Source organism: Inquilinus sp. 2KB_23 (assembly GCF_052115705.1).
Classification (GTDB): domain Bacteria; phylum Pseudomonadota; class Alphaproteobacteria; order DSM-16000; family Inquilinaceae; genus Inquilinus; species Inquilinus ginsengisoli_A.
The window spans coordinates 27017-40892 of the sequence record NZ_JBFRHF010000015.1 but is presented as its reverse complement, the minus strand read 5'-3'; the positions used below and the strand labels follow the sequence as shown (position 1 = coordinate 40892).

The 13876-nt window shown below is 69.7% G+C and carries 12 protein-coding genes; 7 read left to right on the top strand and 5 right to left on the bottom strand.

The features are described 5' to 3' along the window. Positions 1–37: 37 nt before the first annotated feature. The 3 genes from AB4112_RS19610 (at position 38) to AB4112_RS19600 (ending at position 5509) form a co-directional block, all read left to right on the top strand. A complete protein-coding gene (locus AB4112_RS19610) occupies positions 38–1624 on the top strand; it encodes an ABC transporter substrate-binding protein (RefSeq protein WP_309801904.1) in 1587 nt (528 codons plus the stop codon). Further along, positions 1621–3528, top strand: coding sequence for a CocE/NonD family hydrolase (locus AB4112_RS19605; protein WP_441722318.1), 1908 nt, complete (start codon positions 1621–1623; stop codon positions 3526–3528). The genes AB4112_RS19610 and AB4112_RS19605 overlap by 4 nt, the downstream gene beginning before the upstream one ends. A gap of 211 nt (positions 3529–3739) precedes the next feature. Next, positions 3740–5509 carry an ATP-binding response regulator gene (locus AB4112_RS19600; RefSeq protein WP_441722315.1) on the top strand — a complete coding sequence of 590 codons (1770 nt, stop codon included), beginning with the start codon at positions 3740–3742 and terminating at the stop codon, positions 5507–5509. A 6-nt stretch (positions 5510–5515) separates the two neighbouring features. On the opposite strand, the gene AB4112_RS19595 is transcribed toward AB4112_RS19600, so the two are convergent. Continuing rightward, positions 5516–6148, bottom strand: coding sequence for a response regulator transcription factor (locus AB4112_RS19595; protein WP_309801908.1), 633 nt, complete (start codon positions 6146–6148; stop codon positions 5516–5518). Positions 6149–6451: 303 nt separating this feature from the next. Here AB4112_RS19595 and AB4112_RS19590 point away from each other — a divergent pair, with 303 nt between their 5' ends. Continuing rightward, positions 6452–6943 carry a glycine zipper domain-containing protein gene (locus tag AB4112_RS19590; protein ID WP_441722311.1) on the top strand — a complete coding sequence of 164 codons (492 nt, stop codon included), beginning with the start codon at positions 6452–6454 and terminating at the stop codon, positions 6941–6943. Next, positions 6940–7740 carry a hypothetical protein gene (locus AB4112_RS19585; protein ID WP_441722308.1) on the top strand — a complete coding sequence of 267 codons (801 nt, stop codon included), beginning with the start codon at positions 6940–6942 and terminating at the stop codon, positions 7738–7740. The genes AB4112_RS19590 and AB4112_RS19585 overlap by 4 nt, the downstream gene beginning before the upstream one ends. A 25-nt stretch (positions 7741–7765) precedes the next feature. On the opposite strand, the gene AB4112_RS19580 is transcribed toward AB4112_RS19585, so the two are convergent. From AB4112_RS19580 to AB4112_RS19570, 3 genes are read right to left on the bottom strand one after another with little or no spacing between them, the layout of a single operon-like run. Next, complete coding sequence (locus AB4112_RS19580; RefSeq protein ID WP_441722306.1) at positions 7766–8674, bottom strand: NAD(P)-dependent oxidoreductase; 909 nt, start codon at positions 8672–8674, stop codon at positions 7766–7768. A gap of 44 nt (positions 8675–8718) precedes the next feature. Next, positions 8719–9984 carry a 3-oxo-tetronate kinase gene (gene otnK, locus AB4112_RS19575; RefSeq protein WP_441722303.1) on the bottom strand — a complete coding sequence of 422 codons (1266 nt, stop codon included), beginning with the start codon at positions 9982–9984 and terminating at the stop codon, positions 8719–8721. Between the two features lie 44 nt (positions 9985–10028). Continuing rightward, the gene (locus AB4112_RS19570) at positions 10029–11027 is read right to left on the bottom strand and encodes a LacI family DNA-binding transcriptional regulator (protein ID WP_441722300.1); all 999 of its coding nucleotides are present in this window, start codon (positions 11025–11027) and stop codon (positions 10029–10031) included. 218 nt (positions 11028–11245) lie between these two features. On the opposite strand from AB4112_RS19570, the gene ltnD reads away from it, so the two are divergent. Both ltnD and otnI read left to right on the top strand, forming a co-directional pair. Continuing rightward, on the top strand, positions 11246–12169 hold the full coding sequence (gene ltnD / locus AB4112_RS19565) for an L-threonate dehydrogenase (RefSeq protein WP_441722297.1): 924 nt from the start codon (positions 11246–11248) through the stop codon (positions 12167–12169). A gap of 1 nt (position 12170) precedes the next feature. Further along, positions 12171–12947: a 2-oxo-tetronate isomerase gene (otnI, locus tag AB4112_RS19560; RefSeq protein WP_441722295.1), complete on the top strand. Its 777-nt coding sequence runs from the start codon at positions 12171–12173 to the stop codon at positions 12945–12947. A gap of 18 nt (positions 12948–12965) precedes the next feature. Here otnI and AB4112_RS19555 read toward each other — a convergent pair whose 3' ends face one another. Further along, positions 12966–13859, bottom strand: a complete 894-nt coding sequence (locus tag AB4112_RS19555) for an NAD-dependent epimerase/dehydratase family protein (RefSeq protein ID WP_441722293.1) — start codon at positions 13857–13859, stop codon at positions 12966–12968. Positions 13860–13876 lie beyond the last annotated feature (17 nt).

Genomic DNA, 13876 nt, shown 5'->3' with positions numbered 1-13876 from the left:
CTGAATGCGCCCGACCGACAAAACAGAGGAGAGCACGATGTCGATGATGCGGAAGACCCTGGGCGGCGTCGCCCTGGCCCTGGCGCTGAGCGCCATGAGCGTCGGCACCGCCTGGGCCGCCGACCTGACCATCGGCACGGCGACCGAGCCGTCCGCCATCGACCCGCAATTCTCGCGCACCGGCAACAACCAGTCGATCTCGCAGCACATGTTCGACCGGCTGGTGCAGACCGACGAGAACCTGCAGGTGCAGCCGGCGCTGGCCCTGTCCTGGACCTCGGTCGACCCGACGACCTGGGAGGTCAAACTGCGCCCCGGCGTCAAGTTCAGCGACGGGTCGGACCTGACGGCGGACGATGTGATCTTCTCGATGGGGCGGGCCAAGTCGGTGCCGAACAGCCCGGCACCGTTCTCCGGCGCGGTCGGCAGCATCGCCGGGATGACCGCGGTCGACCCGCTGACCATCCGCTTCACCACCAAGGCGCCGACGCCGCAGTTCATCGAGCAGGTCGGCCTCGTCTATATCGTCTCGAAGAAAGCGTCCGAAGGGAAGACGACCAACGACTTCAACTCCGGCACGGCTGCGATCGGCACCGGCCCCTACGTGTTCAAGCAATGGGTGCCGGGCGACCGGCTGGTGCTGGCGCCGAACCCGCATTACTGGGGCGACAAGCCGGCCTTCGACAACGTCACCATCAAGTTCATCTCCAACAACGCAGCGCGGATCGCGGCGCTGCTGTCCGGGTCGGTCGATTTGATCGACGGGGTGCCGCCGCAGGACGTCGCCACAGTTAACGACAGCGGCAAGGCCAAGGTCTATTCCACCACCTCCGGCCGGCTGATCTACCTGGCGCTGGATTCGGCGCGGGACCAGAGCCCGTTCGTGACCGACAAGGACGGCCAGCCCCTGGCGGCCAACCCGCTGAAGGACAAGCGGGTGCGCCTGGCCGTGTCCAAGCTGATCAACCGCGACCTGATCATCCAGCGCCTGCTGAACGGGTCGGGCGAGGCCGCCGGCCAGCTGGTGCCGGAAGGCCTGGGCGGCTATGCCACGGATGTGAAGCCGGAGGCCTTCGACGCGGCCGGGGCCAAGGCGCTGCTGGCCGAGGCCGGCTATGGCGACGGCTTCGGGCTGACGGTGCATTCCTCGAACGACCGCTTCGCCGGCGATGCCGACATCGCCCAGGCGATCGGCCAGATGCTGGCGCGCGGCGGGCTGAAGATCAACGGCGTGGTCACCCAGCCCTACAACGTCTATGCCGGCGCCGCCTCGAAGCAGGAGTACAGCGCCTTCATCTTCAGCTTCGGCAACAGCAACAGCAATTCGGCCAACGCCCTGACCAATGTGCTGGCGACCTATGACAAGGACGCCGGCATGGGCGCCTTCAACCGCGCCCGCTACTCGAACCCGGAGTTCGACGCGACGCTGAAGCAGGCGTTGGCGGAGTTCGACGAGGCCAAGCGCAACCAGCTGCTGGAGCAGGCGGCGCGGATCGGCTTCGGTGATGTCGGCATCGTGCCGCTGTATTTCCCGACCGTGCACTGGGCGGCGCGCGACGGCATCAGCTACCGCGCCAACAAGAACGAATGGACGCTGGCCACCTACGCGGGGATCGCCAAGTGAGCTCGGGTGAGATCCCGGACCGCATCGATGATGCGGTCGTGGTGCTGCGCGACCAGATGGTGACGCTGCGCGACGGCGTGCGGCTGGCCACCGACGTCTACCTGCCGGCCGGCCACCGCATCGGCATCGACGCCCCGCTGCCGGTGATCCTGGAGCGCACGCCCTACGGCAAGACCGAGCTGTCGCGCTCCGAGATCGGGGTCGGGATGGACGGGCCGATGACCCGGCCGCAGGTGGCCGCGCATTTCGTCGCCGCCGGCTATGCCGTGGTCTATCAGGATTGCCGCGGCCGGCATGCCTCCGAGGGGGTGTTCACAAAGTACACCTCCGAAGGGCCCGATGGTTTCGACACGGTCGAATGGATCACCGCGCAGCCCTGGTCGAACGGCAAGGTCGGCACCATGGGCCTGTCCTACGCCGCGCACACCCAGTTCGCCCTGGCCTGCCTGAACCCGCCCGGCCTAGCCTGCATGGTGGTGGATTCCGGCGGCTTCTCGAATTCCTACCACTGCGGCATCCGCCAGGGCGGCGCCTTCGAGCTGAAGCAGGCGACCTGGGCCTTCAACCAGGCCAAGGAGAGCCCGGCGGCGCTGGCCGACCCCAAGGTGCTGGCGGCGCTGGAGGCGGAGGATTTGCGCGCCTGGTTCGCCGCCATGCCGTGGCGGCCCGGCCATTCGCCGGTGCGCGCCGTGCCGGAATACGAAGCCTTCCTGTTCGAGCAATGGACCCATGGCTCGTTCGGCGACTACTGGAAGCAGCTCGGCATCTACGCCGAAGGGCATTACGACCGCTTCCCCGACGTGCCAATGGTGCTGATGTCCAGCTGGTACGACGCCTATGTCCGCACCACGATGGAGAACTATGCGGCGCTCAGCGGCCGGTCCGCGCCGGTGAAGCTGATCATGGGGCCGTGGCTGCACGGCAACCGCAACACCACCTTTTCGGGCGACACCGAATTCGGGCCGGCGGCGACGGTCGACGCCAACGTCACCGAGGGCTGGCTGCAGTTCCGCCGGCGCTGGTTCGACCGCTGGCTGATGGGTGTCGAGAACGGCGCCGACACGGAGCCGACGGCGCGGCTGTTCCTGATGGGTGGCGGCAGCGGCCGGCGCACCGCAGAGGGCCGGCTGGACCATGGCGGCCGCTGGATCGCGGCGCCGGACTGGCCGCTGCCCGGCACCGTCTTCACCGACTATCACCTGCATGAAGACGGCCGGCTGGATCCGGCGGTGCCGGAGGCGGCGGACGCGTCGATCGCCTATCCGTTCGACCCGGCCAATCCGGTGCCCACCATCGGCGGCGCCCTGACCTCGGGCCAACCGGTGTTCGAGGGCGGCGGCTTCGACCAGACCGAGGGCGAGCGCTTCTTCGGCAGCCGGCGGCCCGGCCTGCCGCTGGCCGCCCGCCCCGACGTGGTGGTGTTCCAGACCGCGCCGCTGGCCGAGGACGTGGCGGTGGTCGGGCCGATCGAAATCCGGCTGTTCGTCTCCTCCGACGCGCCGGACACCGACTTCACCGCCAAGCTGATCGACGTGCATCCGCCGACGCCGGACGACCCGCGCGGCTTCGCCCTGAACCTGACCGACGGCATCCTGCGCTGCCGCTACCGCGACAGCTGGGAGACCCCGTCGCCGCTGGAGCCGGGCCGGGTCTATTCGATCACCATCGAGCCCTTCGCCACCGCCAATCTGTTCAAGGCCGGGCACCGCATCCGGCTCGACATCTCGTCCAGCAACTTCCCGAAATACGACGTCAACCCGAACAGCGGCGAGCCGGAAGGCACCGGCCGACTGAAGCGGGTGGCGACCAACCGCATCCATCTCGACCGCGATCATCCTTCGAGGATCGTGCTGCCGATCGTGCCGGCCGCCGCGCTGGTGTCACTGCCGCCGCCGCAAGCCTGAGTATGATACGATGCGCCCCATTCGACGCAGAACCGGCCGGGGTCGATCAAATCCGGCCGGAGCAAAGCGGGATACAGGGCGAGGCAGGGCTGCTGGTCCGGAAGGCTGGATCCGCGCGGGGAATTACCACATAAGCTGACCTCGCCCTTCACCGATATCGGGGGGCATTGACGGTGGTCGCGGGATTTCAGGAACACGGTCGCGGCGCGTGATGGCCGACGCGCCGACCATGGGGCGGGGCGGGTCGATCGACCGCTTCCGCGCCGAGCAGATCGCCGCCCTGTACAAGGCGGCACCGGTCGGCGTGGTCGGCGCCCTGCTGGGCGGCATCGCGCTGGTCGGCGTGCTGGTCTATGGCGAGCTGGTGCCGCTGCCGATCGCGGCCGGCTGGGCGGGGGTCCTGCTGCTCTCGGCCCTGGCCCATCTGCTGCTCTGCGCCGTCTATCGCCGCCGCGGGCCGTCCGCGCCGGGCTGGCGGTTCTGGGCCGCCGCCTTCACCCTGGCCAGCGCCGTCGAAGGGCTGGTCTGGGGCGTCGGCTCGATCACCCTGATCACGCCGGAGCGCATCGACCAGCAGCTCTGGGTCATGATCGCGACCTCGGCCGTGGCCTCCGGCGCCGCCACCGCCTTCGGCGCCTATCTCCCGGCCTTCTACGCGCTGCTGTTCCCGGCGATGGTCCCCTATGTCCTGTGGAGCGCGTTCCACACCGGCTTCTACAGCCACGCCCTGGGCTTCCTCGACCTGCTCTACGTCGTCGCCATGGCCGTGCTCGGCTGGCGCTCGTACCGCAGCCTGGAGGAGGCGCTGCAGCTGCGCTTCGCGAACCTCGACCTGGCGGAGAACCTGCGGTTGGAGAAGGACCGGGCGGAGCAGGCCAGCCTCGACAAGTCGCGCTTCCTCGCCTCCGCCAGCCACGATCTGCGCCAGCCGGTCCATGCGCTGAGCATGTTCGTCGGCGCGCTGCTGGCCCGGCCGATGGACGAGGAGGTGCGCCGCCTGGCGATCCAGATCGACGGTTCGGTCAGCGCGCTGGACAGCCTGTTCACCTCGCTGCTCGACATCTCGCGGCTGGATGCCGGCGTGGTGCTGTACTCACCCCAGGGCTTCGCCATCCAGCCGCTGCTGGAGCGCGTCTGCCGCGACCATGAGGGCGAGGCCCGGCGCAAGGGCATCCGGCTGGTGCTGCACCCGTGCCGCCTGGCGGTGCACAGCGACCCGATCCTGCTGGAGCGGGTGCTGCGCAACCTGGTCTCCAATGCGGTGCGCTACACCGAGCGCGGCCGCGTCGTGGTCGGCTGCCGCCGTGGGACACGGCTGAGCATCGAGGTCTGGGACACCGGGCCGGGCATCCCGGCGGAGGAGCGCGGCCGCGTGTTCCAGGAATTCTACCAGCTGGGCAACCCCGAGCGCGACCGGTCGAAGGGCCTCGGCCTCGGCCTGGCCATCGTGCAGCGGCTGACCGCGCTGCTCGACTCCCCGCTCAGCCTGCGCTCCACCGTGGGCAAGGGCTCGGTCTTCGCCGTCTCGGTGCCGATCGCCGAGGCTGCCGGGCCGGAGGCGATGGCCGTCGCCCTGCCCGAGACCGCGGCCCATGGGCTGGTGCTGCTGATCGACGACGAGGCGGCGATCCAGGAGGCGATGCGCAGCCTGCTGACCGGCTGGGGCTACACCGTGCTGGTCGCGGGGTCGGGCGACGAGATGCTGGCGCGGATCGCGACCTGGCCCGACCGGCCGAACCTGATCATCTCGGACTACCGGCTGCGCGGCGACGAGAACGGCATCGCGGTGATCCGCCGCCTGCAATCGGAATACAACGACGACATTCCGGCGATGCTGATCACCGGCGACACCGCGCCCGACCGGCTGCGCGAGGCGGAGGAGAGCGGCTTCCTGCTGCTGCACAAGCCGATCCACAACAGCCGGCTGCGGGCCGCGATCACCAACCTGCTGGCACGCGTCGCAGCCGAGGCCGAGGAGTAGACGCCGTCAGATCAGCTGCGCATCCCGCGCGGCGGTGGCCGCCTGGGTGCGGTTGACCACGTTGAGGGTGCGGAAGATGGCGGTGACGTGGACCTTGACCGTCTTCTCCGCCAGGTCCAGCGCGTTGCCGATCTCCTTGTTCGACAGGCCGCGCGCCAGCAGCTGCAGCACCTCGAGCTGGCGCTGGGTCAGCCGGGCCCCCGCGACGGCGTCCCCGCCGGGACCGGCGGCCGAGGGCCCCAGCGGCAGCATGGTCAGCGGCGGCACATAGATGTCGCCGGACAGCACCAGCTGCACCGCGAGGAACAGCGTCTGCCGGCTGGCCGATTTGGGGACGTAGCCGAGGGCGCCGGCGGCCAGGGCCTTGCGCACGTCCTGCGGATCCTCCGACGAGGACAGGATGATGACCGGCAGCTCCGGCCGCCGCCGCCCGAATTCGGCAATCGCCGGCATCCCGCCCAGGCCCGGCATGGCGAGGTCGAGCAGCACCACGTCGAGATCGCGATGCTGCTCCGCCATCGCCAGCCCTTCGGTGCTGTCGCGGGCCTCGACCACCACCGCGTCCGGGTCGCCCTGGCGCAGCAGCGCGACGAGCCCTTCGCGCACCACCGGATGATCATCGACGATCAGGAGCTTCATCGCCTCCCCGCCGGCTGCTGGCGTTTGCACGGCCGCCAATGGCCATTCGCCAGATGCCGCTATTACGCCCCATCGCCGAGCTCATCACAAGTCTTAGCTGGGGTCCTAAGACCAGGCCTAAGGCATCAGCCCATCTTACTTGCCGTCGCCACGGTGATAACCTCGGATTTACTGCAACACCGCAATCATCACGGCAGATCCTGCCCAGTATTCGTGCGGCCGATCGCCGGGCGGTGCGCCGCGGCCGGATCGGCGGGCCGGGCGGCGACAGCCATGCCGTGACCAGGAACGGGGAGAAGGACGATGTCACGCATCGGTCGCCACGCATCGGTCATGGTCGTGGCCACGGCGCTTACGCTGGCCGGCTGCCAGACCAACGAACAAACCGGGGGGCTTTTCGGGGCGGGCGGCGGGGCGCTGTTCGGCGGCCTGCTGGGCAACGCCGTCGGCCATGACCAGACCAGCACCCTGATCGGGGCCGGCCTGGGCGCGATCGGCGGCTATTTCGTCGGCAGCGCCATCGGCCGCCAGCTCGACCAGGCCGACCAGCAGCGCGCGGCGCAGACCACCCGCCGGGTGCTGACCTCGTCCGCCAGGCGCGGCACGACGCGCAACTGGCAGAACCGCAGCACCGGCGTCCGCGGGTCCTCCACCGTGGTGGCGGTGGAGCCGAACGGCAGCGGCGGCGGCGAATGCCGCACGGTGCGCGAGGTCGCCTACATCAAGGGCCAGGAGGTCGAGCAGCAGTCGAAATACTGCCGCGGCTCCGGCGGCGAATGGGCGGCGCAGGCATGAGCGCCCGGAGCATCCTCGCCGCGGTCCTGCTGCTGGCCGCGGCGCCGGCCGGCGCCGACGACCTGTTCGTGCCGCTGCCCAAGGGCATGGATTGGGACGAGGTGATGAAGCCCGACGCCATGCAGTTCAGCCTGGTGGCGGCCGGCAACCGGCACGTGCTGGTGGCCTGGGGCCAGATCGCCGGCGGCGATTCCGAGCGGTTCCGCATGGCGCTGGACCAGGCGCGGCCGATCGCCGAGGTCTGGCTGGACTCGCCGGGCGGGTCCCTCGAGGAGGGGCTGGAGATGGGCCGTATCCTGCGCGCCCGCAAGGTCACCACGCGGGTGCCGCGCGGCCTGCACTGCATCAGCGCCTGCAACTTCGCCTTCATGGGCGGCACGGTCCGCTATGTCGAGGTCGGGGCGGAGTTCGGCGTCCACATGTTCTCCAGCGACGCGGCCGACCGGATCCGGTCCCACTTGGTCAAGCCGCCGGAGACGGTGACCGAGTACAACATGCAGTTCCCGCAGGGCCAGCTCGACCCCGACGGGGTCGAGACCTACATCGCCAAGTACAATGCCGACCATCCCGACAACCCGAAGACGCTGTCGGCGCTGCTGCTGGACCAGGCGCTGGACGAGGATACCAAGGCGATCCAGCAGGGATCGGCGCAGACCGCGGCGGAGATCGCCCGCTACCTGACCGAGATGAGCCTGTCGCTGCGCTTCCTGACCGAATTCGCCGACATCCCGAACTCGGCGCCCCGCGCCCTGAGCCGGCAGGAGCTGCGCGACTTCAACGTCGTCAACACCGACTGACCCGGCCGGGCGTCACTGCCCCGCCTCAGACCTCCACGCCGTTGGCCTTGGCCACATGGTCGGCCAGCATCGGGACATAATCCTCCGGGCTGCCGGTGGCATGGGCGGTCGCGAACTGGTTCTTCGCGGCATTGCCCATCGGGTTGGCGATGCCGGCGTCGTCGGCCATGGCCTCGAGGTATTTCAGGTCCTTCAAGGCGTTGGAAATCGAGAATTTGTGGGCGTTGCGGTCGCCCTCCAGCGTCCAGCGCATGAAGGTCTGGTAGAAGCCGCAATCCATCCGCCCGCCGCGGATCACGCCGTCGAAGCGTTCCGGCGAGATGCCGACCTTGCGCGACAGCGCCAGGGCTTCGCTGTACAGCGCGGCATAGCCGAGCGACAGGAAGTTGTTCAGCAGCTTCATGCGATGGCCGTCGCCGGTGGCGCCGATATGGACGACGCGGCCGGCCCAGGTCTCCAGCACCGGCTTGATCCGGGCGAAGACGGCGTCGCTGGCCCCGACCATGGTGTCGAGCGTGCCCTCCCACGCCTCCTTAGGGGTCCGGCCCAGCGGCGCGTCGACATAGTCGATGCCGCCCTCGGCCAGCAGGGCGGCCAGCGCGACGGTGGAGACCGGGTCGGCGGTGGAGCAGTCCACCACCACCGAGCCGCGGGCCAGCCCGTCCTTCAGGCCGTTCGGCCCGCGCACGATCTCCTCGATCTCCTTCGACCCGGTGACGCAGAGGAAGACGATGGTCGAGCGCGACGCCACCTCGGCCGGCGTGGCGGCCTCGGCGGCCCCGCGCCCCTTGAGGTCCTCGACCACGTCGCGCTTGCGCCGCGCCAGCACGGTGAGGGGATAGCCCTTCTCGACGATGTTCTTGGCCATGCCATGGCCCATGTTGCCGAGGCCGATGAAGCCGATGCGCTCCTGCTGCGGAGAAGAGTCGGACATGCGGATTGCCTTCTGTTCCTGAGGTCGGGTTCGGTGGCCGGGTGCTAGTCGAGCACGCGCCACGCCTTGAGGAAGAAATCGGGGGTGCCGAAATTGCCGGATTTGAGGGCCAGCGCCAGGTCGGGCGACCCGATCGAGCGGGTCCAGGGTACGCCCGGGTCGATCTCGGGCCCGATCTCCAGCGCCTGGACGCCGAGGGCCGCGACCACCGCGCCGGAGGTCTCGCCCCCGGCCACGAGGAAGCGGGTGAAGCCACGCGAGGCGAGGCGCCGGGCGACATCGGCCAGCAGATCCTCGACCAGCGCCCCGGAGCGTTCGACGCCGAGCTTGTCCTGGACAGCGCGCACGACCGACGGGTCGGCGCTGGAATAGACCAGGGGCGCGCGATCGACCGGCTGGCCTTCGGCCCAGTCCGCCACCTGCTGCGCCGTGATGCGGTTCTCGGCGATGGCGAGCGCGTCCAGCTGGAAGGCGGGGATCCCTTGGTCGATGACGGTCTGGACCTGGCCGCGCGTCGCGGCCGAGCAGGACCCGGCCAGCACCACGGCGCGGCCCCGCGGCGCGCGCATCCTGTCCGCCGGCGTCCGCGGCACCAGGCGGCCGGTTTTGACGAAGTTCCCCGGCAGGCCCATGGCCAGCCCAGACCCGCCGGTGACCAGCACCATGCCGGCCGCGGCGGCGCCGATGGTGCGGAGATGCGCGTCGCGCACCGCATCGACCACCACGAAGCGGGTGCCGGCGCGGCGCGCCCGGTCGAACGCCTCGCGCAGCGCCTCCGGCCCCGCCTCAACCACCTCCAACGGGACCAGGCCGACCGGCGACGGCGTCTGGCGCTGCAGCACCCGCACCAGGCTTGCGTCGCGCATCGGCGTCAGCGGGTGGTCCTTCATCGAGCTGTCGGACAGCAGCAGGTCGCCGACGAAGAGATGGCCGCGATAGATGGTGCGGCCGGTCGCCGGGAAGGCCGGGCAGACGATGGCGAGGTCCGAGCCGGTGAAGGCCAGCAACGCGTCAGCCACCGGCCCGATATTGCCGGCATCGGTGGAATCGAAGGTGGAGCAGTATTTGAAGAAGATCTGTTCGGCCCCGGCCGCCTTCAGCCGCTCGGCCGAGCGCAGCGACATCGCCACCGCTTCCGCCGCCGGGATGGTGCGCGACTTGAGCGCGACCACAACGGCCTGGGCGTCCCCGAAATCGGCGCCGGGCTCCGGCACGCCGATCACCTGGACCGTCTTCATGCCCTGGCGCGCGATCATCAGCGCAAGATCGGTGGCCCCGGTCAGGTCGTCGGCAACGGCGCCCAGCAACATCTCAACGGTCTCCTGTGGGATCCGGCCGGTCGCGGAAGGGCGGATCATGCGGTGCCGCCGGCCACGATCTCGAAGCCGACATCGATGATGCGGGGGGCGTCGCCCCGGGCGGGATTGAGGATGTGCTCCACCGCCAGCCGCCCGATGCGGTAGCGGTCGGAGCGGATGGTCGACAGCGGCACCGGCAGGGCCTGCCCGATCTCCAGCCCGTTGAAGCCGAACAGGCCGAGATCAGCCTTCGGCTCGATCCCTTCCGCCATGCAGTGGAAGACGCCGCCGACCGCCATGTCGTCGTTCGAGAACACCGCGACATCGACCGCGGGCGACGACTGCCGCAGCCGGGCAAGCCCGTCGCGGCCGGCGAAGACCGAGCTGCTGCCGTCGCCGACGCTTTCCCCCGCCAGGGACAGGCCGGCCTCGGCCAGCGCCTGGCACAGGCCGTCATAGCGCAGCCGGGCGCGCCGGTCGGCCGCCCAGTCATGGCCGACATAGCCGAAGCGGCGGTAGCCGCATTCGATCAGATGCCGCCCGGTGGCGTGGCCGGCGCGGCGGTGCGACAGGCCGACGGCGATGTCGATCGGCTCGGCGTCGATGTCCATCAGCTCGGCCACCCGGATGCCGCTGTTCTCCAGCATGCGCCGGCTCTCGTCGGTGTGGTCGAAGCCGGCGATGATCATCGCCGCCGGCTTCCACGCCAGCAGCGAGCGCAGCAGCGTCTCCTCCCGCGCCATGTCGTAGTCGGTGACGGCCACGACGGGCTGGAAGCCCGACTCGTCCAGCGCCTCATGGATGCCGCGCAGGACCTCGGGGAAGACGATGTTCGACAGCGACGGGATGACGACGCCCATCAGGTTGGACCCGGCCGAAGCCAGGCTGCCCGCCACCCGGTTGGGGACGTAGCCGATGGCCTGCACCGCCGACATCACGCGGGCGCGCGTGTCCGGGGCGATCGGGCCCTTGTTGCGCAGGATCCGCGAGACCGTGATCTGGCTGACGCCAGCCAGCGCGGCGACGTTGGCGAGCGTCGGCGCCGTCTTCCGCACCCGTCCACGATCCTCTCCTCCCATTCGCGCTCCCCGCCCCTGTCCGGTCGCTTGCCGCGCGCCCCGCTATGGGGGTTACGCTGCCGGCTGCTGCCGCCGAATGATCTCGAAGGCGACGTCCGCACGATATTGACAGGCCGAGTCAATGTCTCGATTGTTCGACTATGACAGCGCTAACATCGGCGGGCAAGAGCCGGTTTGAGAGTGGGGTGAAGGCGATGGGCACGAACACCAGCCTGAGGATCGGCATCGTCGGCCTCGGCTCGATGGGCCTGGGCATGGCGCAATCGATGGTGGCGGCGGGGCTGCAGGTCGGCGGCTTCGACACCAGCCGCGCGGCGGTCGAGGCTTTCGGCGCAGGCGGCGGCCGGATGGCCACCAGCGCGCAGGACGCGGCCGACGCCGCCGACATCGTCGTCGTCGTCGTGGTCAACGCCGCGCAATCCGAGGCGGTGCTGTTCGGCGAGGGCGGCGCGGCCGCAGCGATGCGGCCGGGCGGGACCATCCTGTGCTGCGCCACCATGGCACCGGAGAATGCACGCCGCTTCGCCGGACAGGCCGTGGCGTTGGGCCTGCACTATCTCGATGCGCCGGTCAGCGGCGGCACGGCCAAGGCGGCGACCGGCGAGCTGACCTTCATGGCCTCCGGCACGCGCGAGGCCTTCGCCGGCGCGCGCCCGGCCCTGGATGCGATGGGATCGACCGTCTACGAGCTGGGGGACGAGGCGGGCATCGGCGCCTCGTTCAAGATGGTGAACCAGCTGCTGGCCGGGGTGCATATCGCCGCCGCCTGCGAGGCCATGACCTTCGCCGCCCGGCTGGGCCTGGACCTGCGCAAGGTCTATGAGGTGATCACCGCCGCCGCCGGCAATTCCTGGATGTTCGAGAACCGCGTGCCCCATATCCTCGACGCCGACTACACCCCGCGCAGCGCCATCGACATCTTCACCAAGGATCTCGGCATCGTCATGGACATGGGCCGGTCGGAGAAGTTCCCGACCCAGCTCGCCGCCACCGCGCTGCAGATGTATCTGATGACCGCCGCGGCCGGGATGGGACGTGACGACGATTCGTCGGTGGCGCGGATGCTGGCGGACATTGCCGGCGTCGAGCTGCCGAAACCCGCAAGCACGGAGCGCTGACATGCCGCGTTTTGCCGCCAATCTCAGCATGATGTTCACCGAACATCCGTTCCTGGACCGCTTCGCGGCGGCGGCCGATGCCGGTTTCACCGCGGTCGAGTACCTCTTTCCTTATGAGCACGCACCGCAGGCGCTGGCCGACCGCCTGAGCCGCCACGGGCTGACCCAGGCGCTGTTCAACCTGCCGCCGGGCGACTGGGCGGGGGGCGACCGCGGCACCGCTTCGCTGCCGGAGCGGGCGGCCGAGTTTCGCGCCTCGCTCGAAACCGCGCGGCCCTTCATCGAGGCGACCGGCGTGCCCCAGGTGCACATGATGGCGGGCATGGCCTCGCGGGCGGATGCGCGTGCGGTCGCGGCCTACGAGACGGCGCTGGCCCAGGCGGCGGACTTCGCCGCAGGCCTCGGCATCGGCGTCGTGATCGAGCCGATCAACGGCCGCGACATGCCGGGCTATTTCCTGAATGATTTCGACTGGGCGGCGGGCGTGATCGGCCGGCTGGACCGGCCCAACCTGCGGCTGCAATTCGATATCTACCACCGCCAGATCCTGCATGGCGATGTGACCAAGGCGCTGGAGGCGCTGATGCCGATCACCGCCCATGTCCAGGTCGCCTCGGTCCCGCTGCGCCAGGAACCGGGGACCGGCGAGCTGAACGATGCCCGCCTGTTCGCGCTGCTCGACAGCCTGGGCTACCAGGGCTTCGTCGGCTGCGAATATCGCCCGGCCGGCGAGACGGTCGCCGGGCTCGGCTGGTTCAAGGCGGCCGCCGGCTCCTGAGGAACCGGCGGCCTCCGGTCACTTGGACACGTATTTCCGCCAGGAATGGGCCTGGCGGAAGCCGAGCACCTCCCGCGTCTTCTTGTTCGACAGCAGCGTCTCGAACTCGCCGAGCTCGCCCTTAACCGGCACGTCGGGATAGAAGCGCTTCAGCAGCTCCTTCGTCGGCAGGTCCGACGAGGTCTCGTCGTTCACCGCGTTGAACACCTGGTAGCCGAGACCGTCGGTCTTGACTGCGAGGTCGGTGATCTGGCCGAGGTCGCGGGCGTCGATGTAGCTCCAGGCGATGCGCTTGCGGAAGCCGGGGTCGGCGAACCATTTCGGGAACAGCGCGTATTCATGCGGCTCGATCACGTTGCCGATGCGCAGCGCGTAGATGTCGGTGCCGTTGCGCTGGGCGAAGGCGCGCGCCGTCTCCTCGTTGCAGATCTTCGACAGGGCGTAGCTGTCCATCGGCCCGACCGGGTAGTCCTCGTCGAGCGGGAAATACTGCGGCGCGCGCGGCTCGTTGGCGAAGACCAGGCCGTAGGTGGTCTCGCTGGACGCCACGACGATCTTGGGGATGCCCAGCTTCACCGCGGCTTCGATGACGTTGTAGGTGCCCATGGTGTTGATGCGGAACACCTCGTTGTCGGGCACGATCATGATCCGCGGGATCGCCGCGAAATGCACCACGGCGTCGACCGGCTGCGCCCGCAGCGACGGGTCGAATTCGTGCAGGCCCATGTAGCTGGACAGGGCGTTGAACACCTGCCCGCTGTCGGTGATGTCGGTGATCAGCGTCCGGACCTGCGGGTTGTCCAGCGGCTTGGTGTCGAGGTTCAGGACCTGGTGGCCCTGGTCGACCAGGTATTTGACGACGTGACGGCCGGCCTTGCCGCTGCCGCCAGTGAACATGATGCGCTTGCTCATGGGACGGGATGACTCCG

Excerpts from the sequence above, each read along its gene's own strand:
- AB4112_RS19595 (WP_309801908.1), bottom strand. The coding sequence starts at position 6,148 with ATGAAGCTCCTGATCGTCGATGATCATCCGGTGGTGCGCGAAGGGCTC.
- AB4112_RS19590 (WP_441722311.1), top strand. The coding sequence starts at position 6,452 with ATGTCACGCATCGGTCGCCACGCATCGGTCATGGTCGTGGCCACGGCG.
- otnK (WP_441722303.1), bottom strand. The coding sequence starts at position 9,984 with ATGTTGCTGGGCGCCGTTGCCGACGACCTGACCGGGGCCACCGATCTT.
- ltnD (WP_441722297.1), top strand. The coding sequence starts at position 11,246 with ATGGGCACGAACACCAGCCTGAGGATCGGCATCGTCGGCCTCGGCTCG.
- AB4112_RS19585 (WP_441722308.1), top strand. The coding sequence starts at position 6,940 with ATGAGCGCCCGGAGCATCCTCGCCGCGGTCCTGCTGCTGGCCGCGGCG.
- AB4112_RS19600 (WP_441722315.1), top strand. The coding sequence starts at position 3,740 with ATGGCCGACGCGCCGACCATGGGGCGGGGCGGGTCGATCGACCGCTTC.
- AB4112_RS19610 (WP_309801904.1), top strand. The coding sequence starts at position 38 with ATGTCGATGATGCGGAAGACCCTGGGCGGCGTCGCCCTGGCCCTGGCG.
- otnI (WP_441722295.1), top strand. The coding sequence starts at position 12,171 with ATGCCGCGTTTTGCCGCCAATCTCAGCATGATGTTCACCGAACATCCG.
- AB4112_RS19580 (WP_441722306.1), bottom strand. The coding sequence starts at position 8,674 with ATGTCCGACTCTTCTCCGCAGCAGGAGCGCATCGGCTTCATCGGCCTC.
- AB4112_RS19555 (WP_441722293.1), bottom strand. The coding sequence starts at position 13,859 with ATGAGCAAGCGCATCATGTTCACTGGCGGCAGCGGCAAGGCCGGCCGT.